General features: G+C 71.5%; 24 protein-coding genes. 10 read left to right on the top strand and 14 right to left on the bottom strand.

What is annotated here, in order from left to right:
* Positions 1 to 49: 49 nt before the first annotated feature.
* From C8E83_RS18530 to C8E83_RS18495, 7 genes are all read right to left on the bottom strand, one after another.
* On the bottom strand, positions 50 to 394 hold the full coding sequence (locus C8E83_RS18530) for an L-rhamnose mutarotase (protein WP_245981829.1): 345 nt from the start codon (positions 392 to 394) through the stop codon (positions 50 to 52).
* A 59-nt stretch (positions 395 to 453) separates the two neighbouring features.
* Positions 454 to 1,683 (bottom strand): GAF domain-containing protein, encoded by a 1,230-nt coding sequence (locus C8E83_RS18525; protein WP_170160012.1) that lies wholly within the window; start codon positions 1,681 to 1,683, stop codon positions 454 to 456.
* A gap of 179 nt (positions 1,684 to 1,862) precedes the next feature.
* The gene (locus C8E83_RS18520; protein WP_121371543.1) at positions 1,863 to 2,153 is read right to left on the bottom strand and encodes a putative quinol monooxygenase; all 291 of its coding nucleotides are present in this window, start codon (positions 2,151 to 2,153) and stop codon (positions 1,863 to 1,865) included.
* Between the two features lie 63 nt (positions 2,154 to 2,216).
* Positions 2,217 to 2,714: a hypothetical protein gene (locus C8E83_RS18515; RefSeq protein WP_147430249.1), complete on the bottom strand. Its 498-nt coding sequence runs from the start codon at positions 2,712 to 2,714 to the stop codon at positions 2,217 to 2,219.
* A gap of 251 nt (positions 2,715 to 2,965) precedes the next feature.
* The gene (locus C8E83_RS18510) at positions 2,966 to 3,307 is read right to left on the bottom strand and encodes a hypothetical protein (RefSeq protein ID WP_121371541.1); all 342 of its coding nucleotides are present in this window, start codon (positions 3,305 to 3,307) and stop codon (positions 2,966 to 2,968) included.
* 65 nt (positions 3,308 to 3,372) lie between these two features.
* On the bottom strand, positions 3,373 to 4,335 hold the full coding sequence (locus C8E83_RS18505; protein ID WP_121371540.1) for an acetylxylan esterase: 963 nt from the start codon (positions 4,333 to 4,335) through the stop codon (positions 3,373 to 3,375).
* 914 nt (positions 4,336 to 5,249) lie between these two features.
* Positions 5,250 to 5,840: an Lrp/AsnC family transcriptional regulator gene (locus C8E83_RS18495; RefSeq protein ID WP_245981826.1), complete on the bottom strand. Its 591-nt coding sequence runs from the start codon at positions 5,838 to 5,840 to the stop codon at positions 5,250 to 5,252.
* Positions 5,841 to 5,956: 116 nt separating this feature from the next.
* Here C8E83_RS18495 and ald point away from each other — a divergent pair, with 116 nt between their 5' ends.
* From ald to C8E83_RS18465, 7 genes are all read left to right on the top strand, one after another.
* A complete protein-coding gene (gene ald, locus C8E83_RS18490; protein WP_121372006.1) occupies positions 5,957 to 7,069 on the top strand; it encodes an alanine dehydrogenase in 1,113 nt (370 codons plus the stop codon).
* A gap of 234 nt (positions 7,070 to 7,303) precedes the next feature.
* The gene (locus tag C8E83_RS18485) at positions 7,304 to 10,306 is read left to right on the top strand and encodes a helix-turn-helix transcriptional regulator (RefSeq protein ID WP_170160011.1); all 3,003 of its coding nucleotides are present in this window, start codon (positions 7,304 to 7,306) and stop codon (positions 10,304 to 10,306) included.
* Between the two features lie 57 nt (positions 10,307 to 10,363).
* Positions 10,364 to 10,564, top strand: a complete 201-nt coding sequence (locus C8E83_RS18480; protein ID WP_121371537.1) for a hypothetical protein — start codon at positions 10,364 to 10,366, stop codon at positions 10,562 to 10,564.
* 67 nt (positions 10,565 to 10,631) lie between these two features.
* Positions 10,632 to 10,901, top strand: a complete 270-nt coding sequence (locus C8E83_RS19685; protein ID WP_170160010.1) for a hypothetical protein — start codon at positions 10,632 to 10,634, stop codon at positions 10,899 to 10,901.
* The gene (locus tag C8E83_RS19680; protein WP_170160009.1) at positions 10,898 to 11,290 is read left to right on the top strand and encodes a type II toxin-antitoxin system VapC family toxin; all 393 of its coding nucleotides are present in this window, start codon (positions 10,898 to 10,900) and stop codon (positions 11,288 to 11,290) included. The genes C8E83_RS19685 and C8E83_RS19680 overlap by 4 nt, the downstream gene beginning before the upstream one ends.
* Positions 11,291 to 11,328: 38 nt before the next feature.
* On the top strand, positions 11,329 to 12,135 hold the full coding sequence (locus tag C8E83_RS18470; protein ID WP_245981824.1) for a COG4705 family protein: 807 nt from the start codon (positions 11,329 to 11,331) through the stop codon (positions 12,133 to 12,135).
* A gap of 76 nt (positions 12,136 to 12,211) precedes the next feature.
* Entirely contained in the window at positions 12,212 to 12,472 is a 261-nt protein-coding gene (locus C8E83_RS18465) for a hypothetical protein (protein ID WP_121371534.1), read from the top strand.
* A 56-nt stretch (positions 12,473 to 12,528) separates the two neighbouring features.
* Here the strand turns inward: C8E83_RS18465 and C8E83_RS18460 are convergent, their stop codons facing one another.
* Positions 12,529 to 13,158, bottom strand: coding sequence for a LysM peptidoglycan-binding domain-containing protein (locus C8E83_RS18460; protein ID WP_121371533.1), 630 nt, complete (start codon positions 13,156 to 13,158; stop codon positions 12,529 to 12,531).
* 297 nt (positions 13,159 to 13,455) lie between these two features.
* Here C8E83_RS18460 and C8E83_RS18455 point away from each other — a divergent pair, with 297 nt between their 5' ends.
* Entirely contained in the window at positions 13,456 to 14,100 is a 645-nt protein-coding gene (locus C8E83_RS18455) for an NADPH-dependent F420 reductase (protein WP_121371532.1), read from the top strand.
* 118 nt (positions 14,101 to 14,218) lie between these two features.
* Positions 14,219 to 15,286: an FUSC family protein gene (locus C8E83_RS18450; protein ID WP_121371531.1), complete on the top strand. Its 1,068-nt coding sequence runs from the start codon at positions 14,219 to 14,221 to the stop codon at positions 15,284 to 15,286.
* Here the strand turns inward: C8E83_RS18450 and C8E83_RS18445 are convergent.
* From C8E83_RS18445 to C8E83_RS18430, 5 genes are all read right to left on the bottom strand, one after another.
* On the bottom strand, positions 15,283 to 15,663 hold the full coding sequence (locus C8E83_RS18445; protein ID WP_147430247.1) for a hypothetical protein: 381 nt from the start codon (positions 15,661 to 15,663) through the stop codon (positions 15,283 to 15,285). The genes C8E83_RS18450 and C8E83_RS18445 overlap by 4 nt on opposite strands.
* A complete protein-coding gene (locus C8E83_RS19340) occupies positions 15,660 to 15,998 on the bottom strand; it encodes a hypothetical protein (RefSeq protein WP_147430246.1) in 339 nt (112 codons plus the stop codon). The genes C8E83_RS18445 and C8E83_RS19340 overlap by 4 nt, the downstream gene beginning before the upstream one ends.
* A gap of 458 nt (positions 15,999 to 16,456) precedes the next feature.
* Positions 16,457 to 16,594 carry a hypothetical protein gene (locus C8E83_RS19675; protein ID WP_170160008.1) on the bottom strand — a complete coding sequence of 46 codons (138 nt, stop codon included), beginning with the start codon at positions 16,592 to 16,594 and terminating at the stop codon, positions 16,457 to 16,459.
* Between the two features lie 25 nt (positions 16,595 to 16,619).
* A complete protein-coding gene (locus C8E83_RS18435; protein WP_147430245.1) occupies positions 16,620 to 16,988 on the bottom strand; it encodes a hypothetical protein in 369 nt (122 codons plus the stop codon).
* 195 nt (positions 16,989 to 17,183) lie between these two features.
* Positions 17,184 to 17,780 (bottom strand): TetR/AcrR family transcriptional regulator, encoded by a 597-nt coding sequence (locus C8E83_RS18430; RefSeq protein ID WP_121371527.1) that lies wholly within the window; start codon positions 17,778 to 17,780, stop codon positions 17,184 to 17,186.
* A gap of 221 nt (positions 17,781 to 18,001) precedes the next feature.
* Here C8E83_RS18430 and C8E83_RS18425 point away from each other — a divergent pair, with 221 nt between their 5' ends.
* Complete coding sequence (locus C8E83_RS18425) at positions 18,002 to 19,252, top strand: MFS transporter (RefSeq protein ID WP_121371526.1); 1,251 nt, start codon at positions 18,002 to 18,004, stop codon at positions 19,250 to 19,252.
* Here C8E83_RS18425 and C8E83_RS18420 read toward each other — a convergent pair.
* A complete protein-coding gene (locus C8E83_RS18420) occupies positions 19,249 to 22,065 on the bottom strand; it encodes an FAD-binding and (Fe-S)-binding domain-containing protein (protein ID WP_121371525.1) in 2,817 nt (938 codons plus the stop codon). The genes C8E83_RS18425 and C8E83_RS18420 overlap by 4 nt on opposite strands.
* Positions 22,066 to 22,094: the final 29 nt, after the last annotated feature.

The raw sequence follows: 22,094 nt of genomic DNA, 5'->3' as shown, positions 1-22,094 counted from the left end.
CGCGAAGAGGGGGGCTCGCACGGGGCAGGACGGGCGCACGACGGGCGGTCTAGTCGCCGAGGGCCGCCAGCTGGTCCTCGAGGTGGAAGACCTCCTGCAGCTCGACCGCGACCTGATCGGCCCGGCCGCCGAGGTTCTCGAAGATGTCGCCCATGTGCTCCTCCCACTCGGCGGCGATCTGCGAGCCTGCGAGGTAGCGGTCGCCCGCGATCGGGTCGTCGGTCTCGTAGTAGCCGATGAGCAGCCCGTCAGGCCGCAGGAAGATCGAGTAGTTGCGGCGCCCGGAAGCCTCGATCTCGCGCAGCATGCGCGGCCAGACGGGAGCGTGCCGCTCGCGGTACTCGTCGAGACGAGACGGATCGACCTGGAGCTGGAAGCAGACGCGCGTGGTCATGGTGTCCATTGTGGCCCGCGGCGCGACAGCCCTGCGCCCCGGTGCCTCGAGATCGAGAGTCACGCCGTGACCGCCGACAGCTCCTTCTGGATCGCGAGGGCGAAGTCGCGAAGCAGCGACAGGTCGACGGTCGCAGGATCGCGAGGCTGCTCGTCGAAGACGCAGAGCGCCCCGATCCGGGTGCCGTCCCCCGCCTCCACCGGATAGCCGGCGTAGAAGCGCACCGGCGTGTCCATCTCCTCGAAGCGCTCGTCGCACCGTGCGTCGCCGACGACGAACGGGCCCGCGTGCTGGATCGTCGTGTTGCAGAACGAGTTCCGCAGGAGCCCCTCGGTGACGTCGTAGCCGACGATCGACTTGTTCCACTGGCGGTTCTCGTCGATGACCGAGAACGCGGCGCCGAGGGTGCCGAACATCTGCTGGGCGCGGCGGACGATGTCGTCGAACCGCTTCTCGCGCGGGGTGTCGACGAGGCGCAGCTCCCAGAGCGCGGCGCGGCGGCGCTCGGGAGACTGGGGCCGGTTGCGGGCGACGCGGGCCGGGCGATCCTCGGCGCTCTGCGCGTCGAGGTAGGGCGCCACGTGAGCGGCGATCGTCTTCGCCCACTCGAAGAAGCGCTGCGGCGAGCGGTAGCGGTGGTCGTCGCGCGACGGCAGCACCTGGCCGGGCAGCGGCCCGACGGCGGCCGGCGCGTCGACGAAGTGGGCTCGCGGGCGACCCTCGCAGATGGCCAGCGACAGCTCGTTGAGGCGCTGAGCCCAGCGATCGCTGGAGCCGCCGGGCCGACTGTGGAACGGAGGCACCGCCGACAGCGGCGAGATGCCCATCACCGTGATGCCTGTCGCGGGGCTGGTGGAGGCCTCGAGGTGGTCGAGGAGTGAGACCAGGGCGGCGGTCCAGCGCCTCTCGGGCAGGAACCGGTAGGCGTCGCTCTGGCCGATGACGACCACGACGGCGTCGTACCCGGCGAGGTCGCGCCCGACGAGGTGCTCGGTCGACGACTCCATGTCCCACGCGGTGTCGGCGAGGAGGTCGACGTCGCATCCGCGGCCGGTGCGAGCGGCCAGGGCTCTCGCCAGTTGGCCGGGGAGCGCGAGCTCCTGCGTGATGACACCCCAGCCCACGGCGGGGCCGTTGCCGAAGACGAGCACGCGGTCGGGATTCTCACCCGGCGCATGCGCCTGCGGGGCGTCGTAGGGGCGCGGCACGGAGTTCACCGGGCTGCCGACGGCGGCACGGTAGCTCTGACGGCGAATCGGGCGCAGCAGGGCAGGAGCGATCGAGCTCATGGTGTTCTCCGAGTGGTTGGTTCGGTTGTCACCGCAGCGTCGAACGCTGACCTGATCCATAAGACAGCTGGCCGCGGTGACTGGTTGGTTGCCACCACTGTATGTCGGGCAGTTGTCCGACAAAAGACACCAGTACGGGGGCAGACATGATGCCCCCGCGCGACCGGCGTGTCGCCGGGTTACAGGGCGATCGTGTGCGAGAAGACGCGCTTGTTTCGCTCGGCCGTGATCGTGCCGAGCTTCGACGCGCCCTCAGGGGTCTTGCGCCACGCGTCGTACGCGGCGTGATGCGCCGTCGACTCCCAGATCTCCACGACGACGATCTTGTTCGGGTCGTCGTCGTCGACGAGCACCTCGAGGCTCTCCTGGCCGTCGAACGCGGCGGTCTGCGCCAGCGTCTCGCGGATGATGTCGTCGGCGCCCTCGGCGTCGGGCTTCAGGGTGATCTCGAGCAGGACGGTCATCGACATGTGTCGAGCGTACTGCGCGGTGCGGGGCGGCCGGTAGGGCGCGGGCGGGCGCGGCGGCGTCGCTCAGCCGGTCACGACGACGCGCAGGAGCACGCACGCGCTCGCCGCGGTCGGCGCCGTCCGCGTGTCGCAGTCGACGCCCGACCGCGCGCGAATGTCGGCGGTGCCCGTGACACCGCCTCGCAGCACGTTGCCCGACACCCGGGCGACGGTCGAGCGCGACGACGTGATGCCTCCGGTGAAGGGCCCGGTGGAGCCCGCCGCCAGGTAGATCCACTGGCCGCGATGGATCGTGACCTTCCGGGGCGTGCCGTGCGTCACGAGGCCCCCGGCGCAACCCAGGAGATAGACGGGCTTCGAGCTCCCCTCGACGACCGCCGAGACGCCGCTCGAGTCACAGGTCGTCGTGCCGGGCCAGGCGGAGGCCGGCAGGGTGTGCGGCGTCGAGGTGGGTGACGGGTGCGGCGTGGGCGATCCTGTGCACGCCGTTATGGCGATCAGCGCGGAGGCGGCCATCGCGGCCGTCGCCCCTGTCGTGATGCGTGCGCGCCGAGTCCCCATGGTCGCTCCCCTCACGCGTGAGGCTAACGCGGCCGCCCCTCGCGCGAAAGAGCCGTCGCGCCGTGAGGAGTGGCGCTTCACGCGAGGAGTGACGCCGTGACGTCACTCTTCGCGTGAGACGTCACTCCACGCCTACCATCGAGCATGAGGCAGCCGGGGTTCGTGCGATCGCGCTGTGGCGGATCGTCGCCGCGGTGCTCCGTGCCCGTCGCCGGCGCCGCGCCTGACGGTCGGCGACCAGCCGACGGCGGTCAGCTGCCGGCGGCGGGGATCGACGAGACGAGACACACGGCCGGGATCGTGGCGAGGGTCAGCAGTCCGGCGATCAGCCCGAGCCGCCGACCCCTGCCCCCTCGGGCACCCGCGACGATCGCCAGCACGATCGACACCACGATGCACAGCGGCAGGGCGTTGAGCGCGTAGCCGCCCGCCTCGACGAGCGGGGTGACGGGAGTGACGGAGAGCGCGTGCAGCAGCCAGCCGGTGAGCAGCGCGGCCACCAGGCTCAGGGCGCCCGCGACGACTGCGGCCACACCGACGCGGCGCAGGATCCGAGAGCCGACCGCGTCGAGCTGCTCTCCCGTCGACGTCATGCCCTCACGGTACGCACCGCGCCGCACGCCGGCGATCCCCCGAAAGGGTTCGGCTACGGCCGCGATCAGCCGACGACGGACGGCAGGAGCCGCAGCACCGCCTCGTCGTCGTACGTCTGCCCGCCCTCGTGGTCGTTGTACGGCCACACGGTGATCTCCTTGGGCCCGGCGTACGCGTTGAAGGCGCCGAAGACGGTCGACGGCGGGCAGGTGCCGTCCATGAGGGCGGTGGTGAACCAGGCTGGTGCTGCCGCGCGGCGCGCGAAGTTGACGCCGTCGAAGTAGGCGAGCACGTCGTGCACCCGTGCGGTCGCGTCGCGATGCACGGCGAGGTAGCGGCCGATCTCGCGGTACGGGTCGCGGTCGGTGATGACCGTGGCGCGCGGGAAGTCGCAGAGGAACGGCACACGCGGGAACGCCGCGCGCAGGTCGGGCACGAGGCCGGCGACGGCCAGAGTGATGCCGCCACCCTGGCTGCCGCCGAGCGCGACGACCCGCGAGGCGTCGACGACGTCGAGCGATCGCGCGGCCTCGACGGCGCGCACGGCGTCGGTGTAGACGCGCCGGTAGTAGTACGTCTCGCGGCTGTCGATGCCCCGCGTCATGAAGCCGGGGGCGGCGGGCCCCGATCCTGACGGGTCTTCGGTGTCTCCCCCACCCCAGGCGGAGCCCTGCCCGCGGGTGTCCATGAGCAGGTGCGCGTAGCCGGCGCTGGCCCACAGGAGGTCGTCGATGGCCCGTGCGCGACCGCCGCCGTAACCCTGGAACTGCACGATCGCCGGCAACGGCCCGGTCGCGCCTCGGGGCACGCGCAGCCAGGCCTTGACGGGCTGGCCGCGGTAGCCGGCAAAGGTCACGTCGTAGACGTCGACGGTGGCGAGCCCCGTGTCGACCGGCGACAGGCGCACGTCGAGGTCGTGCTGCCTCGTGTCGCGCAGGGTCTCGGCCCAGAACTCGTCGAAGTCGGACGGATCCTGCTGGCTGCTCTGGTACTGACGGAGGACTGCTTCGGGCTCGTCGACGAACATGCGCCGATCCTATCGGCGGTCGCGGCACCCGCCCATCATGGTCGTCGCGTCAGGATCTCCGCTACGCGACTCCGTTCGACCAGATCGACTGCAGCTCCTTCGGAGAGCCGGCGGACCTGGTCGAGAAGGCGTCGCCGATGCAGTTCGCCGCCCCGGAGGAGATGCTCATGATGGGCGATGCGATTGCGCACGACCCGAAGCTCCTCGAGAGCATCGCGGACGGCGTGCCGACTCGTGCCGGCGGGGTACGCACGGTGAAGGTAGGGCACCCACAGGGACTTCTCGTGGCGGTCGCTCGTGAGCTGCGTCCAGAAGCCGAAGCTCAGTTCGGCGACGACGCGCCCCGGCAGGGCGACCCGGTCGCCTCGCCCCGCCCGGAGTGCCGCCTCCTCGACCTTCCGGCGCGTCACAGCCTGAGGATCACGCTGCGGACTCCTCCCGGACCGCGATGAGACCGCAGACGGAAAGAGTCGCACGAGACTCGAAGGTCGAGTCCAGTGGTCGTCGTCGGCCACGGCGCCTCGAGTGAGGGCCCGGTCGAAGGAATTGCGCAGGCCGACCTCGAGGTGCGCGAAATCGTGCAGGAAGGCAGATGACAGCTCGGTGTTCCAGTCATAGAGACGGCGCGCGCGGTGTCGGTCGCCGTTCGCAGCCTCGAGGTAACGTGCGAATCGTGGCCCGCTCACCCACGCGTCGAACCACGCGCCGCTCATCAGGGTCGCCTCTCCGATAGACTGGGCGGGCAAGGTCGGACGGACCGCTGAATCACGTTCCCCGATCACTGTCGAGAGGCCCCGGTATTCCGTTCTCACGGACCCGGGGCTTCGTCATGGATGGCGAGTGTCGTGGAGGCGACAGCCGAAGCTCTGCTCGAATCCAGAATGGCACATTCTGGGTCCGACGGGGATCAACGATTATCGGCGGGGCGCGAGCCCCGGCCGAGCGGGCGACTCCCCGCGCGCGGCGGCCCAACCGGTGCCGCGCCCCATGTGCTCGACGCCGGACAGGTGGTCGAAGACGATGTTCGTCTGGGTCATGGCGACCGAGGTGTCCATCGACAGCTGCTGCGCCACGAAGTCCCGCAGCTGCGCCGTCGACGCGCACGCGACGTGGATGAAGAAGTCGTCGGCCCCGCCGAGGAAGAACACGTTGAGCACGTTCGGCAGCTCGATCACCCGCTGCGCGAACGTCTCGATCTCGCCGCGCGCCTGGGCGCGCAGCCGCACGGCGACGATCGCCTCGACCGAGAGCCCGAGCGCGCCCCAGTCGGGGTGGGCGTGGAACGACCGGATCACGCCGGCCTCCTGCAGCGCCCGCACCCGCACGAGGCAGGTCGAGGGGGCGACGCCGACCCGGTCGGCGAGCTCCTTGTTGCTCAGCCGGGCGTCGCGCGTGAGCTCCCAGACGATGTGCTCGTCGATCCGGTCGAGCGCAGGATCCGACACACGTTCCACCATCGTCACTCCCGGGGCTCCGCCGCCCGGCCGGAAGGGGCCGAACGTCATTCGTCGATGCGGGCGATGCGCCCGATCCTGCCGCACAATCTATCGACTTTCGCCCGACAGACGAATTGTCTTCGTCAGACATGCACCTGAAACAAATCCGCGCCAGCATGGGCCGCATGATCATCGGCGTCCCCACTGAGACCAAGAACCACGAGAACCGCGTCGGCCTGACCCCGTCGGGCGTCTTCGAGCTGGTCGGCCGCGGGCACACCGTGCGCATCCAGCACGGCGCCGGCGAGGGCGCGGCGTTCCCCGACGCCGACTACGTCGCCGCCGGGGCCGAGATGGTCGACGTCGACTCTGCCTGGGCCGCCGAGATGGTCGTCAAGGTGAAAGAGCCGATCGCGAGCGAATACCACTATCTCCGCCCCGACCTGCTGCTCTTCACCTACCTGCACATCGCCGCCGACCGCGCCCTCACCGAGGCGCTCGTCGCCTCCGGCACCACGTCGATCGCCTACGAGACAGTGCAACTGCCCGACGGCACGCTGCCGCTGCTCGCCCCGATGAGCGAGGTCGCCGGCCGCATGTCGGTCATGGTCGGCAGCTACCACCTGATGGGTGCCCATGGCGGCCGCGGCGTGCTGCTGGGCGGCGTGCCCGGGGTGCGGCCGGCGAAGGTGACGATCATCGGGGCGGGTCAGGCCGGGGCGAACGCTCTCGGGCAGGCCTACGCGGCAGGAGCCGACGTCACGATCCTCGACCTCTCCATTCCCCGTCTCCGCCACATCGACGAGGTCTACGCCGGCAAGGTCACCACCGTCGTCTCGAACGCGTTCGAGATCGAGCGGAGCGTGCTCGAGGCCGACCTCGTGATCGGCGCGGTGCTGCTGCCCGGCAAGAAGGCGCCGAAGCTCGTCTCGCACGACCTCGTGAGCCGCATGAAGCCGGGCTCGGTGCTCGTCGACATCGCCATCGACCAGGGCGGCTGCTTCGAGGACTCGCACCCGACCACCCACGACGACCCCACCTACCGGGTCGAGAACTCGACGTTCTACTGCGTCGCGAACATGCCGGGCGGCTTCGCCTCGACGTCGACCAGCGCCCTGACGAACGCGACGCTGCCCTACGTGGTGCAGATCGCCTCGCACGGCTGGAAGGCGGCCGTCGCCGCGAACCCGGCGCTGCTGCCGGCCGTCTCGAGCGTCGCGGGTCATCTCACGCACGCGGGCACGGCCGAGGCGTTCCCCGACATCGCGTACGCGGAGGCGTCGAGCTTCCTCGGCTAGCCGCGGCGCTCCTGCGCTCGCGCGCGGCGCGCAAGATACGCACAACTGCTTATGGCCCGCGGAGGGCCCCTCCGCCATGCTCTCGGGCGTGGAAGAGATCGCACCATGACCGGCCGACCGGCACCCGACATCACGGCCGACCGCGCCCCAGGTGCACCCGGGAGGCCCTCCGAACGAACCCGAACCGTGCGGAGGGTCTCCCGCGGAGCCTGGCCCGCTTCTACACTCTGGAGCATGCCGCCGGGCGCGGGCACTCTCATCGAGCGTGAGGCCGAGATGTCTCAGCTCCTCTCCCTCGTGCGCTCGGGCGGGTCGGGCGACGCGACGGTCGCCATCGTCACGGGCGAGCCGGGGGCCGGCAAGAGCCGTCTCGCGGCGGAGTTCGCCGCCGAGTTCGAGCGTCGCGGCGGTGTGGCCGTGACCGGGTGGTGCGCCCCCGTCTCGAGCTCGCGGGTGGCGTTCGGCCCGATCCTGGGGATCCTCGCCCAGCTGCTGGCGCGACGACCCGATCTGCCCGACAGCGTGACCGACGAGGTGTGGTCCAGCCTTCGCCCCCTGGCCGACGGCTCGGCGCCGACCACCGACACCGGTCCGCTGGCGACGACGAGGGTGCTCGCGGCGATCGTCGAGCTCATGAGCGCCGCATCGGAGACCGCGCCCCTCCTCGTCGTCGTGGAGGACGCCCACTGGGCCGACCCGGCGACCCTCGACGCCCTGTCGTTCGCGGCCCGGCTGATCGACACGCATCCGGTGTCGCTGCTCGTCACCGCGCGCTCGACCGGCGGCGGGCGCTCGTCGCAGTCGCGGAGGGTCCTCACCGAGCTGCGCCGGCTGCCGCGCACGGTCGACGTCCCCCTCGGTCCGCTCAGCGACGCGGGCACCCGGGCGATCGTCGAGCGCGAGGCGCCGCGAATCGCCGACGACCTGGCGGCGCGCGTGGTCGATCTGGCCGACGGCAACCCGTTCTACGCGCAGCTCCTGGCCCATCAGCCGCACCCCGACCGTCTACCCCGCGAGATCGGCGACCTCCTGCTCGGCGCGGTGGGGCGGCAGGCGTCAGGAGCCCGCGACCTCCTGATCCAGCTGAGGGTCCTGGGCGACCGCTCCGACGCCCGGCTGCTGGCCGACGCCCTCGGCGTCGACCTCGACGCGCTCACGAGCGTCGCCGCGGCCCTCGTCGACGAGGGTCTGCTCGTCACCGACCGGAGCTCCGTGGCGTTCCGGCACGCCCTCGTCGGCGAAGCCGTCGACGACGACATCCTGCCGAGCGAACGGGCGCTCGCCCACGCGCGGGCCGCGGACGCTCTGCTCCGCTCGGGCGCCGCCGAGTCGCCGGAGCGCGGGGTCGAGCTCGCCGAGCACCTCCTCGCCTGCGGGCGCACCGCTGAGGCGGTCGCGGCCGCCCTCAGGGGTGCGCGCCACGCGGTCGACGTCCTGGCGTTCGCGGACGCCTGCGAGAATTACGACGCCGTGCTCCGGCTCTGGTCGCTGGCCGGCGGCGGGGCAGGATCAGCATCGGCCGCCGCCGACGTCGACCTCACCACGGTCTTCCTCGAGGCCATCGACGCCAATCGCTGGGCGGGTCGACTCGACCGCGCGCGCGCCCTGGCCGCGGAGGCGAGGGCGCGCGCGCTCGTTCCGGTCGAACGCGCCCGGCTGGAGCACTCGCACGCGCGGGTCATGGCCGCGTCGGGCCGCCTGCGCGACGCCCTCGGGATGCTGCGAGTGGCGGAGTCGCTGACGTCGGGCGACACCGACCGCGAGCGGCATTCCGCGATCCTGGCCAGCCTCGCTCAGACCGAGATGACGCTCGGCGAGGCGCGGGCGGCCGCGACCACCGCCGACCGCGCCATCGCCGAGGCCGGGGACGACGTCGTGGCCCTGCACGCGGGCATCACGAGGGCGGCCTGTCGCGCGCAGCTCGGCGAGGCGGCCGCGGCCGTCGACGATCTTCGTGCGCTGCTGCCCGAGGTCCGTCGCCGCGGCGACCTCGAGCTCGTGATCCGCTGCTACGGCAATCTCGCCTTCGCGACCGGCGTCGCGGGCAGGCCGAGCGACGTGCTGCGGGTCTCCGACGAGGCGATCGAGGTGTGCCGGCTGTACGGGCCGGTGACGAGCGCCGCCTCCACCATCGTGAGCAACTACTGCACCGCCCTGGTCGCGGCCGGCCGCTGGGAGGAGGCCCGGCAGGTGGCCACCACCGGCATCGAGGGCGCCGGCGGCTCGCCCGCCGCGCTGTTCCTCGCGACGCAGCTCGCCCAGGTGGCGGCGCTGCGGGGCGACTGGCAGTCCGCGTCGGCGATCCTCGACGAGGCGCGTCCGCGGATCGGCGACAGCCCCTACGCCTTCGAGCTGGCGTTCGTCGACGCCGAGATCGCCGCGTGGACCGAACGGCCGGCCGACGCGATCCGCATCATCGGCGAGACCCTCGACGACCTCGACGAGCAGGAGGACCAGCTGCTCGTGCTCGACGCCTGCCGCATCGCCCTGCGCGCCAGCGCCGACGCACTCCAGCACTCGGGGCGGTCGGCGACGGTCACGGACGCCCGGGGCAGCGCGGCCGCGCGCGAGCTGCACGACAAGGCCCGCCGGGTCGCAGGATCCCTGCGCACACCCCTGGCGGCGGCGGCCTCGGCCGCGTGCGACGCCGAGTCCGACCGGGCTCGGGGGCGCGACACGTCCGAGGCCTGGCACGCCCTGGCCGCGCTGGAGCGGGATCTCGGGCGGCCGTTCGACGAGGCCTACGCGCTCGCCCGCGCCGGAGCCTGCGAAGTGCACGAGCTCTACACGCAGCGGGCCCGAGACACGCTGCTCGACGCGCGGCGGCGGGCCGTCGATCTCGGGGCGGCCCCTCTGGCCGCGCTCGTCGACGCCGTGGCTCGCCGCGCGTCGATCCTGCTCATGCCCGAGGGCTCGGCCCCGTCGCTCGCCGCGCCGGCGGCAGTGCCCTCGCCGACGACCTCCGCGCCGGTCGCGGCGCCCGAGGCCGCGCCTCACGGCACCGCCGCGCAGTCCGCCGGCCCCGGAGACGAGCACCCCGGCGGCCTCACCCGTCGCGAGGTGCAGGTGCTGCGCCTCGTCGCGGCCGGAGCCACGAACCGGTCCATCGGCCAGGCCCTCTTCATCAGCGACAGGACGGTCGCCGTCCACGTCGGCAACATCCTCGCCAAGCTCGGTGTGGCCAACCGCACCGAGGCCGCGCATCTCGCCCGAGGCTTCGACCTCGAGCGGGCGTGAGCGGCCGCCCCTCGCACCGTCACACCCGCACACCCGCACACCCGATCGGAGCAGATCATGCCCATGAAGTTCCCCCTCCGCTACGTCCCCTGCCGCGTGCCGAACAGCACGATGCTGCACGCCGCCGCGAAGTCCGACACCACCCTCACGCTGTGCGGGATCAAGGTGTCGGAGACGACGGGCGTCTCGGCGTCGTCGGTGCCGTACTGCACGACGTGCGACCGGCACATGAACAAGGTCACGATCGCCACCGAGTGACCTCTCTGCGCCGCAGGTACAGCACTCAGCCTGGTGCAGCACCGCGCTGAAGTGCTACATTCTGTGCATGGCCACCACTCTCCATCGGTACAGCGTCTCCGAGACGCCCGAGCTGGCGCACGCGATCGACATCGTGCTCGTCACATACGACGAGTTGCAGAACAATCGCTCCGCCGCGCTCCGGCGCATCATCGACGAGGGCTCAAAGGCGATCGAGCGCGAGCGCGAGAAGCGGATCGCGAAGCGACGTGCGGCGATCCTCGAGCACGCGGGGTCTCTCACCGACGTCTACCCGGCCGATGCGGCCGCACGCCTCAAAGACGAGTGGCCCGAGTGATCATCCTCGACGCCAACGTCCTGATCGCATACGGCAGTCGCGACGACCCCCATCACGACGCCGCGGTCTCGCTCCTGAACGAGTTCGCGGGTCAGCCTTTCGCGGCCAGCGCGGTGACTCGCGCCGAGGTCTTGGTGCACCCGGTCAAGAAAGACACCGTGAGCACGGCACTCGCCGGCCACGAGGCTCTCGAGCTCCGCTTCGTCGACCTCCGTGCCGAGGTCGCACTCGATCTGGCGAGGGTGCGAGCGTCGACGGGTCTTCGATTGCCCGACGCCGTGGTCGTCCTCCTCGCCCGGCAGCTGGACGGCATCATCGCGACGTTCGACGCAGGCCTGGCACGAGGCGCTCGCTCGGAGGGCATTCCGGTCGTGGGCGACGAGTCGTGACGCCACTCTGGGTCGATTCTGGGAGGCACGGCGAGAGGATGGCAGGCATGACCTCGGCTCCTGCGCCCTCGATCTCGTCGTCCGCACACACCGCTCGCGCTTTCTCGAAGGTGCCCGAGGTGACCGCCCTCTTCTGGGTGATCAAGGTGCTGACGACCGGAGCAGGCGAGACCTCGTCCGACTTCCTGGTGACGCACCTCGACCCGATCATCGGGGTGGCGATCGCGTTCGTCGCCTTCGTGGTGGCGCTCACCCTGCAGTTCCGCGCCGACCGCTACCGACCCGTGCTGTACTGGTTCGCGGTCGTGATGGTGAGCGTGTTCGGCACGATGGTGGCCGACGTGATCCACGTGGTGCTCGGCGTGCCGTACCTGGTGAGCGCGCCGGCCTTTGCGATCCTGCTCGCCGCGGTGTTCGTGGTCTGGCACCGGGTGGAGGGCACGCTGTCGATCCACAGCATCACGACCCGGCGCCGCGAGGTGTTCTACTGGTGCGCGATCCTCGCCACGTTCGCGCTCGGCACCGCGACGGGCGACCTCACGGCGACGACGTTCCATCTCGGCTACCTCGCCTCGGGGCTCGTCTTCACGGCCGTCATCGCGATCCCGGCGCTCTGGTTCGCGATCGGCCGTCGGCACGCCATCGTCACGTTCTGGTTCGCCTACGTCGTCACGCGCCCCCTCGGCGCCTCGTATGCCGACTGGATGGGAGTCGACCACGCCCGCGGCGGTCTGGCCTGGGGCACCGGGCCGGTCAGCATCGTGCTCCTGGTGCTGATCGCAGCCCTCGTTGCCGTCCTGGCGCGACGTGCGACAGCGGGTCGGCACCGCCCGATCACTGCGTGACAGTCGTACGATAGATGCGTGCTCGACAGCGACGTCGAGCGTGAACGGGACGCGGCGCAGAGAGGCGACGAAGACCATGGATCGGTATCAGCGGCAATTCGTCCGTGAGGCGAAGAGCGACATCAGCGAGTTGATCGCGCAGTGCGAGGCCATGCCCGCACACGACTGGGCGAATCCGCCCGCCATCGAGTCGATCCCGCACGATCAGCTCGGCGCGCGCGCCGACATCGACTCGTTCGAGAACGAGGCCGAGGCCGAGATCATCATCCGCTCGTCCGTCGGCGGCAGCGCGAGCCTCGCCTTCTTCATCCCCTACCTCTGGCGGCACCGGCACTGATCCGGAGACGCCGAACGGCCCCACCCCGAAGGGTGAGGCCGTTCTGAGCCGCCTCGCTACGCGGGCAGCTGCAGCGCCTGGCCGGGGAAGATGAGGTTCGGGTTCGAGACGGTGGCCGTGTTGGCTGCCGCCAGCTCCTGCCACCCGCCGGTCACGCCGAGCTTCGTGGCGATCGTGTTGAGAGTGTCGCCCGAGGCCACCGTGTAGGTCTTGCCGCTGGTCTTCACCGGCGTGGTCGCCGGAGCCGAGGCGACCGGGGCCGACGCGGCAGGTGCGGCCGGCGTCGTGGTCACCGGCGCGCTCGCGGCCGGTGCCACCGCGGTCGAGCCGCCGCCGGTTCCCGACAGTCCGAGCTTCGCCGAGCACGCGGGCCAGGCGCCCCAGCCCTGCGAGGCGAGGACGCGCTCCGCGACGCTGATCTGCGTGGACTCGCTGGCCGCGGCAGGCGAGCCCGTGCCGCCGTTGGCGTTCCAGGTGCTCTGCGTGAACTGCAGGCCGCCGTAGTAGCCGTTGCCGGTGTTGGTCGCCCAGTTGCCGCCGCTCTCGCACTGCGCGAGCGACTCCCAGGTGGACGTCGAGGCCGCGTTGGCGGGGGCAGCCATGAGGCCGACGCCGCCCGCGGTGAGCGCCACGAGGGCGGCGCCGCCGAACAGCGCACGGGTACGAGTGATTCGAGTGTTCTTCATGGGGTGGGATGCTCCTAGGGGACGCCGGAACGACCGCGTTCGCGGTCGAGAGGTCGGCTGCCCACCCCTGCCGTTCGAGGTCAGGTCCGGCGTCTGCAGACTGGGCAGCCTGTGGCGAGATGCAGCGCCGTGCATGGTCGCGGGCCGACGTTCGCGGCGGCCTCAGCGACTCGACCACGGTAGACACCGTCGGGGCGGCGATCAAATCCTGCGGCTGGGAATCCCCTCCGATCCTGCGTCCAGGAAGCTCCCATGCGCGGGCGGGAATCGTTCGCCGGATCGCTTGTTGGACCAGGTATGACAACCATCGGAATCATCGGAGCCGGCAACATCGGCAGCCAGGTCGCCCGAGCCGGCATCGCCGCCGGCTACGACATCGTGATCAGCAATTCTCGTGGGCCCGAGACCCTCGCCGCGCTCGTGCAGGAGCTCGGCCCGAAGGCCCGCGCCGCGACCGCCGCCGGAGCAGCCGACGCGGGTGACTTCGTCGTCGTCACCGTCCCGCTCAAGGCTGTCGACCAGGTGCCCGTCGAGCCGCTCGCCGGCAAGATCGTCATCGACACCAACAACTACTACTTCGAGCGAGACGGGCACATCGCGATCCTCGACGAGGGTCGCGAGACCACCAGCGGGCTCCTGCAGAAGCACCTGCCGACGAGCCGCGTCGCGAAGGGCTTCAACCACATCGGCGCGGCCGACATCACCACCGACGGCAAGCCCTCCGGGTCGCAGGATCGCCGGGCACTGGCCACGGCGAGCGACTACGCCGACGCCGCCGCCCTGGTCGAGAAGCTCTACGACGAGTTCGGCTTCGACACGGTCAACATCGGGCCGCTCGCCGACAGCTGGCGGGTCGAGCGCGACCAGCCGGCCTACGTCGTGAAGCAGACCAAGCCCGAGCTCGAGGCCAACCTCGCGAAGGCCGTGCGCGTCACCGCCTGACCTCGTCCGAACGCTCCACAACATGCCGCTCACCTTTCCGGTGGGCGGCATGTTCTGCGTTCTGGACGCCACGGCGGGCGTCCGCTAGAATGGTTTTGTCTAAAAACCAGAGGAGCCGATGAGCACAGCGACCGCCCCCACGCGCACGATCCCCGTGCACCGCAGCACTGTCGCAGGGTGGCGTCGCGAGTTCCTCGGCATCTCGCCGTACAACCGCGCCCACTGGGGTGCGTTCCGAGTCGCCGTCTCGCTGCTGATCCCGATCGCAGCCCTGTCGCTGTCGGGTCACGCGATCCTGACGATCTACGCGACCTTCGGCGCCATGGCGGCGATGTTCGGCCGGCACGCGACGTACGCCGGGCGCCTCCGCCTGCAGGTCGTCGCCGGCCTGTCGCTCTCCTCGGCGGTCTTCGTGGGCACCCTCGTCGGCATGGTGCAGCCGGGTTCGTTCCTCGCGGTCGCCGTGATCGCCCTCCTCTCGGTCGGGGGCTTCCTCGTCGCGCGTCGCGAGGGCCTCCTGCCCGTCCCCTCGCTCTTCCTCGTCTTCGCTGCCGGCGGCGTCTCCTCGTTCTCGCACAGCCCGATCGATCTCGTCTGGGCGTCGGCGCTGCCGTTGGCGTCGGCTGCGCTGGCGGTCCTGATCGGGCAGGCGGGCAGGATCCTGCCGCCGACCGGCGCGGCCAAGCACGACCTGAAGCCCCGCGTCGGCTGGCGCGAACTGCTCTCGGCCTCCGGGGTGCGGCTCGACGTCGCCCGCTACGCGCTCGGGCCGCTGGTCGCCGGCGGCATCGCCACCGCACTCGGCATCGGGCACCCGTACTGGGCGGCGCTGGCGGCGACGGTGCCGCTGCAGGGCACGAGCCTCGGGGCGAAGCTCGGCCGGGGCACCCAGCGGTTCGCCGGCACAGCCCTCGGGCTGGTCATCGCCGGCGCGGTGCTCGCGCTGAACCCGCCCCTCCCCGTGCTTCTCGTCATCGCGACTGCCGGTGCGCTCTGGGCCGAGCTCTGGGTGCTGCGGAACTACGGCCTCGCCGTGATCGGCCTCACGTCTCTGGCACTCGTCATGGTGCACATCGCGTCGCCCGAGGCGATCGGGACGCTCGTCGCCGACCGCTTCGTCGAGACGCTGATCGGGTCGGTGATCGCCGTGATCCTGCTCATCGTCACCTCGCCGCGTCGTCGCTAGACGCGGCGGAGCAACAGCACCACGACGGCGATGCCCGTGGCGGCGAACGCGCCGGCGGCCGGAAGCCAGGATGCCCCGACGATCTCCGCCGCCGTGAGTGCCGCAGCGGACGTGGCCACGGCGAGAAAATACGACAGTGCGCCGCCGACCGCAGAGATGGGAGTGCGAAGGCGCCCTGCCCCCACAGGCACGAGGCCCGGAGCGTAGGCGATCGCCACGAACGCGGCGGCTATCAGGATCACGGAGCCGACCGGGCCGAGGTCTGCCTTTCGGAGCGGGATCGACGCAAGGTCGATGACGATGAGCCCGGAGCAGGCAAGAACGAGCTCGAGCCTGGTCCTCGCGCCATAGCGCCGAGGTGTCGCGGACGCCGTCACGACCGGCACTTCTCGATCACCGGCCACGACACCAGACTCGGCCCGACGAACTTGCGAAGCGCCACGCACTTCCCCTGGGAAACGGCACTGGTCGCGGTGTCGCGCATGATGGCGAGGGCGATGCGGCAGGCCCACGAGGCCGCCTTGCAGGCCGCGGCGACGACGGCGCCGGCGGTCGCCGTGGAGGCGAGCTGCTTCGTCTGCGCCTTGGTCATGAAGAGAGTGCAGTGGATCAGATTGCACTCGATTGTCACGTACGTCGTCACAGCTCTCGAGTCGGCCGAAGGAATGGCGAGAGTCGCGATCGTGCGCACCGAGCCATCGTTGAACGTCATGGTCGTCGCCTGCCCACCCGCTCCGTCCGGAGCTCGCGAGACGTCCACAGGAACGGCCGCGGGATTCTCGGAGTCGAGCGCTTCACCGCGGGCAACCTTGTGCGAGAGCTCGACCAGATCGAGGGGTGACACCCCGGCCGAGGACATGCTGGCGAGAAAATCGGCGTCTCCAGTTGCGGTGGCTGCCGACGCCGACGCCGCGGGCACGATCGCTCCCATGGCCGCGATCGCAAGAACGATGACCACCGAGAAGACGACGGGTGGTCGTGAGGTGGGACGGATTGACGACACGTGAGCACTCCTGATCCTGCCGGCATCATCACCGGCAGGATCGACCGTACTCGCACGTGGAATTCCACGTCCAGAGTCCGAGTAAAACATTCCCCTAGGAAGGTTGCTGACAGCGCGCACGAAAAAGGGCCGCGCAACAAGCGCGGCCCGAGGGTGACGGTCGAAGGTCAGTCGCGGTAGATCGTGGGGACCCCGTGCGTGCGCGAGCGGACCGCCTGCACGATCAGCGTCACGAGGAGGGCGAGCAGGCTCATCGCCATGAGCCCGGCGACGATGCCGAGGAAGACTGCGAAGACGGTGACCATGACTCCAGCCTAGTGGGATCGTGACTCAGGCGGCGAGGTAGGCGCGCGCCCGGCCGAAGAGACGCTCGAACCACTCCCGGCGGCGGCTCGTCGCGCCGGCGGCCAGGTGGGCATGGCGGCGGACCTCGATGCGCTTGAGACCCCGCGCGAGGTCGTGGAGGTTGTTGCGCCGCGTGCCGTCCCAGTTGGCGTAGAGGTACGGGCCGCCGAGGGCCGGGATCGACCGGACGCGCGCTCGCACGTACGAGTCGGGGCCGGCGAAGTACGCTGCCTCGCCGCGAGCGATCTGCTCGGACGCGAACTCCGCGTCGATGACACCGGTGGACGTCACGACGGCGGCGACGGCCCCCGTGCGGTCACGGACGACGAATTCGATCTTGAGATCGTGGTGCACTTCGGCCACCCTTCGTGGTGCGGGCGTCGCTGTTCGGGTTCGGACAGCGAGGAAGTGAAGGGGAGCTGACGAGTTCGGAACGGCACCGTCTTCGACAGAGAAGTCGACGGCCCGCTGGATGAGAGTCGGACCGACCGGAACCCTCACCGCTTCCACTCGCATCCTACGATCACGCCGCCGAAATTGCCAGCGGATTCATACCCGACCGGTCGCCCTCCGCCACCACTCGGGCGCGCTGGCCGCGATGATCTCGCCCGCGCGGTCGATGTCGCTGAGATCGCCGAGCATGAGCCATTCGCGGACGGCGGCCACGAAACCGGCGGCACTGTACGTCGAGACCATCAGGATCGCCGTGTCGTCCATCTGCTCGGGCGGCAGCGGCGCGATGTCGGGGTAGGCGCGCAGCCCCGTGGCGATGTTCCCGGCGAGGAAGCGCAGCAGGGTTCGGTAGACGGGTGCGGCGTTGTCGCCGGCCAGCGCGGTCCGGTAGATGTTCGCGTGGTCGACGATGTGCTGCAGGAGCGCGGGCTCGGATGCGCGCAGGACGGCGGCGAGCTCCGACCTCGGGGGCATCTCGGTGACGGCGGCGGCGCCGAACTCCTCGAGCTTCTCGCCGATCGCGATCGTGAGGAGGTCCGTGACGCTGGATGCGTGGCGGTAGAAGGTGTCGCGGGTCACCTCGGCCTCGCGCGCGAGTTCGGAGACGCTGACGTCGTCGAGTCGTCCGGCGTCCGCGAAGGCGAGCACGGCCCGGGTCAGACGGTCGCGGCTGCGTTGTGCGCGCGGGTCCATTTCTTCACGCTACGCCCGCGTCACAGCAGGACACGGGGGGAAGGGGCGGGCCCGCCGACCCAATCGGCGGGCCCTCCCGGCGACCGGTTGCCGACCGCCGCTCCCACTGCCCTGATCCTCGCAGTGGGAACGCGTCCCAAAGTATCAAACAATTGTCAGCGATTCCACGGAAGATTCGCGGCTGACGGGAATGCCCGGCCCCCGCTCGCGTTGGATCGCTCATGACCTCGTCAACACCCCGCAGCGGCTGGTCCGGTGTCCTCTCCGTCGCCCTCGGGTCCTTCGTCCTCGTCCTCTCCGAGTTCCTCCCCATCGGCCTCCTGCCGTCCATCGCCGACGGCCTCCACGTGGGCATCGGGACGGCGGGTCTCATGGTCGTCTTCACCGCGCTCATCGGCGCCGTCGCGTCGCCGGTCGTCACCGTGGCGACGTCGCGGGTCGACCGGCGGATCGTGCTGGTGGCGCTCTCGATCCTGCTCATCGTGGCAGACGCCATCGCGGCGCTCGCGCCGAACTTCGCCGTGCTGCTCGTCGGCCGGCTCGTGCTCGGGGTCGGCATCGGAGGCTTCTGGGCCATCGGCGCCGGCATCGCCGGGCGACTGGTCGACGGGCCCGCGGTGATCCGCGCCTCGTCGCTGATCACGGCCGGCGTCTCGGTCGCCACGGTCGTCAGCCTGCCGCTCGCCTCGTTCGTCTCCGCCCTCTCCTCGTGGCGGCTCGCGTTCGTCATCGGCGGCGGCCTCGGGATCGTGGCGCTCGTGCTCCAGCTGATCTTCCTGCCGAGCATCCCCGCGATCCACCGGGTGCGGTTCGCGACGCTCGCCGGACTCCTGCGGATCCCGCGGGCCCGCGTCGGCCTGATCGCGACCGCGTTCGTCTTCACGGCGCAGTTCGCCGCCTACACGTACATCTCGCCGTACCTCAAGCAGATCGTGCGCGTCAGCCCCGACACGGTGACCCTCGCCCTGCTGGTCTTCGGCATCGCCGGCATCGCGGGCAACTTCGTGGCCGGCGTCACCCTCAGCCGCAACGTGCTCGGAACACTCGGCGTCGCGAAGTTCGTGCTCGCCGCCGCGGTCCTGTCGCTGCCCCTGCTCGCGTGGTCGGTGCCCGGCGTCTTCGCTCTCCTCGTCATCTGGGGCTTCGTCTGGGGCGCTCTGCCTCTGGGCACGCAGACGTGGATGGCGGCGAGCAGCCCGAACGGCGCCGAGAGCGGCCTCACGCTCTTCGTGTCGACGATCCAGCTGTCGATCTCGCTCGGGTCCGTGGTCGGCGGGGCGGTCGTGTCGTCGCTCGGCATCGCGCCGGACTTCTGGGTGTCGGCGGGCATCGCGGTCGTCGGAGCCGTGGTGCTGATCGCGCTGGGGGCGCGGCGGGTGCGGGCCGGCGGCTCGGGTGTCGTCGAGGCGGCGTCTGCCGCTGCTCCTGAGCCCGCGGTCGTCACCGCCTCGGTCGCGACGCAGTCCTGCTAGTCGCCCGAGGGCAGGCGGGAGGCGAGCAGCTCGGCGAGGTGGATCCCGTCGCGACCCGCGAGCTGCGACGCCTGCGTGCGGCACGAGAACCCGTCCGCCAGGAGCACCGCGCCGGGCCGGGCGGCGAGTGCCGGCAGCAGCCCGTTCTCGGCGATCGCGACCGACACGTCGTAGTGCCCCCTCTCCATGCCGAAGTTGCCCGCGAGCCCACAGCATCCCGCGACCTGCGCGGCGTCGACGCCCGCTGACTCGAGCAGGGCGGCGTCGGCCTCGAACCCCATCACGGCGTGCTGGTGGCAGTGCGGCTGCACCACCGCCTCCTCCCCGTCGAGGCGGGGCGGCTCCCACCCCGGCGTCCGGCGCAGGAGCTCGGCGAGAGTCCACACACCCGACGCCACCGCCCGTGCCCGCTCGTCCCCCGGCAGAAGCTCCTCCGCGTCGCTGCGGAGGACGGCCATGCACGACGGCTCGAGACCGACGATCGGGACGCCGCGCTCGACGTACGGCGCGAGCGCGTCGACGGTCGACCGGAGCAGCCGCTTCGCCTGGTCGAGCTGGCCCGTCGTGATCCAGGTGAGGCCGCAGCACTCCTGCCTCGGCAGCACCGCGACCTCGTAGCCGGCGTCCTCGAGCACACGGACGGCTGCGATCCCGGCCGAGGGCGTCAGTCCGTTCGTGAAGGTGTCGGTGAAGAGCAGCACGGGTCCGCGACCCGACGGCCGAGCGGGGCCGCTGCGCTTCGCCCACCATCGTCGGAAGGTCCGTCGCGGCAGGCGGGGCACCTCGCGGCGCGCGTCGGCCCCCGCCAGACGGAGCCCCAGCCGGACGAGGGGGCGGACGCGGGCCAGGGCGTTCACGGTCGTGGCGACGGCCGGCAGGCTCGTGAGGGCGAGCCACTGCGGGAGCCGGCCGAACGTGTAGTGCGCGACCGGTCGGATCCTGCGCCCGTAGCGCCGGTAGAGCACCTCGGACTTGTACGAGGCCATGTCGACGCCGGCCGGGCAGTCGGAGGCGCAGGCGCGGCACGACAGGCACAGGTCGAGCGAGTCGGCGACCTCGGGCGAGTCGAATGCCCGACCATCGAGGCCGCCGTCGATCATCTCCTGCAGCACGCGGGCGCGCCCGCGAGTGGAGTCCTTCTCGTCGCGGGTGGCGAGAAACGACGGGCACATGAAGCCGCCGGTCGCCGACGAGTCGGCGCGGCACGCGCCCACCCCGACACAGCGGTGCACGGCCTCCGACAGGTCGCCGTGATCGCGGGGCAGCGAGAGGCCTCGAACCGGCAGGATGCGCGAGGCCGGCACCCGCAGGTCGGCATCGACGGGCGCCGGGTCGACCCCGATTCCGGGGTTGAGCACTCCGTCGGGGTCGAAGATCCGCGTGAACTCGGCGAACGCGTGGATGGCCTCGGGCGAGTACATCGTCGGTAGCAGCTCCCCGCGGGCTCGCCCGTCGCCGTGCTCGCCCGAGAGCGATCCGCCGTGCGACACGACGAGCGGCGCCGCCTCGGCCAGGAACTCACGGAACCGCCGCGGACCCTCGTCGAACGGGAAGTCGAGGCGGGTGTGAACGCAGCCGTCGCCGAAGTGGCCGTACTCGAGGCCCGAGACGCCGAGCCGACGCTTGAGCGCGGCGAGGTCGCGCAGGTACGCGCCGAGGTTCTCGGGCGGCACCGCGGAGTCCTCCCAGCCCGGCCACGCCGGTCGTCCGTCGAGAGTGCGGCCGGCGAGGCCGACGCCGTCCTCGCGGATGCGCCAGAGCCGCCGGGCGTCGTCGCCGCGGCCGACCACGCGCGATGCCCGGGCACCTGCCGCTGCGGCCGCGATCGCCGTGGCCGCCTCGTCGGCAGACGCCTCGTCGGAGCCCTGCGTCTCGACGAACAGCCACGCGCCTCCCGACGGGAGGTCGGGCACGCGCGTGGCGCCCTGCGCGGCGCGGACGACGTCGACGAGCGCGGAGTCCATGCTCTCGATGGCGAGCGGCTTCAGCGGCAGGAGCGACATCACGTCGTCGGCGGCCCGCGCGGCGTCCTCGTAGGCCAGCACCACGAGACTCGTCGCCGCCGGCAGCGGCACGAGGTCGACGGTGGCCTCGAGCACGATCCCGCACGTTCCCTCGGTGCCGACGAGGGCCTTCGCGAGGTCGCGGCCGCGCTCGGGCAGCAGGTGCTCGAGCGAGAAGCCGGAGATCTGCCGGCCGAATCGCCCGAACTCGGTGCGGACCATCCCGAGGTGACGGGTGATGAACGGCTCCAGGTCGGGGAAGCCGTCGAAGCCGCGGCCGCTCTCGACCGTCCGGACCTCGCCGGTTCCGTCGACGAAGCGCAGTGCCCGGACGTTCGCGGCGGTCGTGCCCCACTGCACGGCGCGCGGGCCGCAGGCGTTGTTGCCGATCATGCCGCCGAGGGTGCAGCGCGACGCCGTCGACGGATCGGGGCCGAAGCGCAGGCCGTGCGCGGCGGCGGCCCGCTGCAGGTCGGCGAGCACGACCCCGGGCCGGACGGTGGCCGTGCGCGAGTCGCCGTCGATCCTGACGATGCCCGTGAAGTGCCGGCTGAAGTCGAGCACGAGCCCCGGGCCGATCGCGTTGCCGGCGATGCTCGTGCCGGCGCCCCGCGCCGTGACCGACGAGCCGGCCGCGCGCGCCGCCTCGACGCAGGCGACGACGTCGTGCTCGTCACGTGGGAAGACGACGGCGAGAGGCACCACCCGGTAGTTCGAGGCGTCGCTGGAGTACTCGGCCAGACGGCGAGGCGCATCGTCGAGCTCGCCGTGCAGCCGCGCGGCGAGTGCGTCGACCCAGGCCGGCCTCATCGCCCCAGTATGCGCCGGGCGCCGCGGCG

The organism is Frondihabitans australicus (genome assembly GCF_003634555.1).
GTDB classification, from domain to species: domain Bacteria; phylum Actinomycetota; class Actinomycetes; order Actinomycetales; family Microbacteriaceae; genus Frondihabitans; species Frondihabitans australicus.
This window is presented reverse-complemented; position numbering and strand designations above follow the sequence as displayed.

What these genes read in the sequence shown, in the direction of transcription:
- C8E83_RS18450 (WP_121371531.1), top strand. Translation starts at nt 14,219, where the DNA reads ATGAGCACAGCGACCGCCCCCACGCGCACGATCCCCGTGCACCGCAGC.
- C8E83_RS18510 (WP_121371541.1), bottom strand. Translation starts at nt 3,307, where the DNA reads ATGACGTCGACGGGAGAGCAGCTCGACGCGGTCGGCTCTCGGATCCTG.
- C8E83_RS18485 (WP_170160011.1), top strand. Translation starts at nt 7,304, where the DNA reads ATGCCGCCGGGCGCGGGCACTCTCATCGAGCGTGAGGCCGAGATGTCT.
- C8E83_RS18470 (WP_245981824.1), top strand. Translation starts at nt 11,329, where the DNA reads ATGGCAGGCATGACCTCGGCTCCTGCGCCCTCGATCTCGTCGTCCGCA.
- C8E83_RS18425 (WP_121371526.1), top strand. Translation starts at nt 18,002, where the DNA reads ATGACCTCGTCAACACCCCGCAGCGGCTGGTCCGGTGTCCTCTCCGTC.
- C8E83_RS19675 (WP_170160008.1), bottom strand. Translation starts at nt 16,594, where the DNA reads ATGGTCACCGTCTTCGCAGTCTTCCTCGGCATCGTCGCCGGGCTCATG.
- C8E83_RS18525 (WP_170160012.1), bottom strand. Translation starts at nt 1,683, where the DNA reads ATGAGCTCGATCGCTCCTGCCCTGCTGCGCCCGATTCGCCGTCAGAGC.
- C8E83_RS18530 (WP_245981829.1), bottom strand. Translation starts at nt 394, where the DNA reads ATGACCACGCGCGTCTGCTTCCAGCTCCAGGTCGATCCGTCTCGTCTC.
- C8E83_RS18515 (WP_147430249.1), bottom strand. Translation starts at nt 2,714, where the DNA reads ATGGGGACTCGGCGCGCACGCATCACGACAGGGGCGACGGCCGCGATG.
- C8E83_RS18460 (WP_121371533.1), bottom strand. Translation starts at nt 13,158, where the DNA reads ATGAAGAACACTCGAATCACTCGTACCCGTGCGCTGTTCGGCGGCGCC.
- C8E83_RS18465 (WP_121371534.1), top strand. Translation starts at nt 12,212, where the DNA reads ATGGATCGGTATCAGCGGCAATTCGTCCGTGAGGCGAAGAGCGACATC.
- C8E83_RS19685 (WP_170160010.1), top strand. Translation starts at nt 10,632, where the DNA reads ATGGCCACCACTCTCCATCGGTACAGCGTCTCCGAGACGCCCGAGCTG.
- C8E83_RS18420 (WP_121371525.1), bottom strand. Translation starts at nt 22,065, where the DNA reads ATGAGGCCGGCCTGGGTCGACGCACTCGCCGCGCGGCTGCACGGCGAG.
- C8E83_RS18495 (WP_245981826.1), bottom strand. Translation starts at nt 5,840, where the DNA reads ATGACGTTCGGCCCCTTCCGGCCGGGCGGCGGAGCCCCGGGAGTGACG.
- C8E83_RS18480 (WP_121371537.1), top strand. Translation starts at nt 10,364, where the DNA reads ATGCCCATGAAGTTCCCCCTCCGCTACGTCCCCTGCCGCGTGCCGAAC.
- C8E83_RS18520 (WP_121371543.1), bottom strand. Translation starts at nt 2,153, where the DNA reads ATGTCGATGACCGTCCTGCTCGAGATCACCCTGAAGCCCGACGCCGAG.
- C8E83_RS18455 (WP_121371532.1), top strand. Translation starts at nt 13,456, where the DNA reads ATGACAACCATCGGAATCATCGGAGCCGGCAACATCGGCAGCCAGGTC.
- C8E83_RS19340 (WP_147430246.1), bottom strand. Translation starts at nt 15,998, where the DNA reads ATGACGTTCAACGATGGCTCGGTGCGCACGATCGCGACTCTCGCCATT.
- ald (WP_121372006.1), top strand. Translation starts at nt 5,957, where the DNA reads ATGATCATCGGCGTCCCCACTGAGACCAAGAACCACGAGAACCGCGTC.
- C8E83_RS18430 (WP_121371527.1), bottom strand. Translation starts at nt 17,780, where the DNA reads ATGGACCCGCGCGCACAACGCAGCCGCGACCGTCTGACCCGGGCCGTG.
- C8E83_RS18505 (WP_121371540.1), bottom strand. Translation starts at nt 4,335, where the DNA reads ATGTTCGTCGACGAGCCCGAAGCAGTCCTCCGTCAGTACCAGAGCAGC.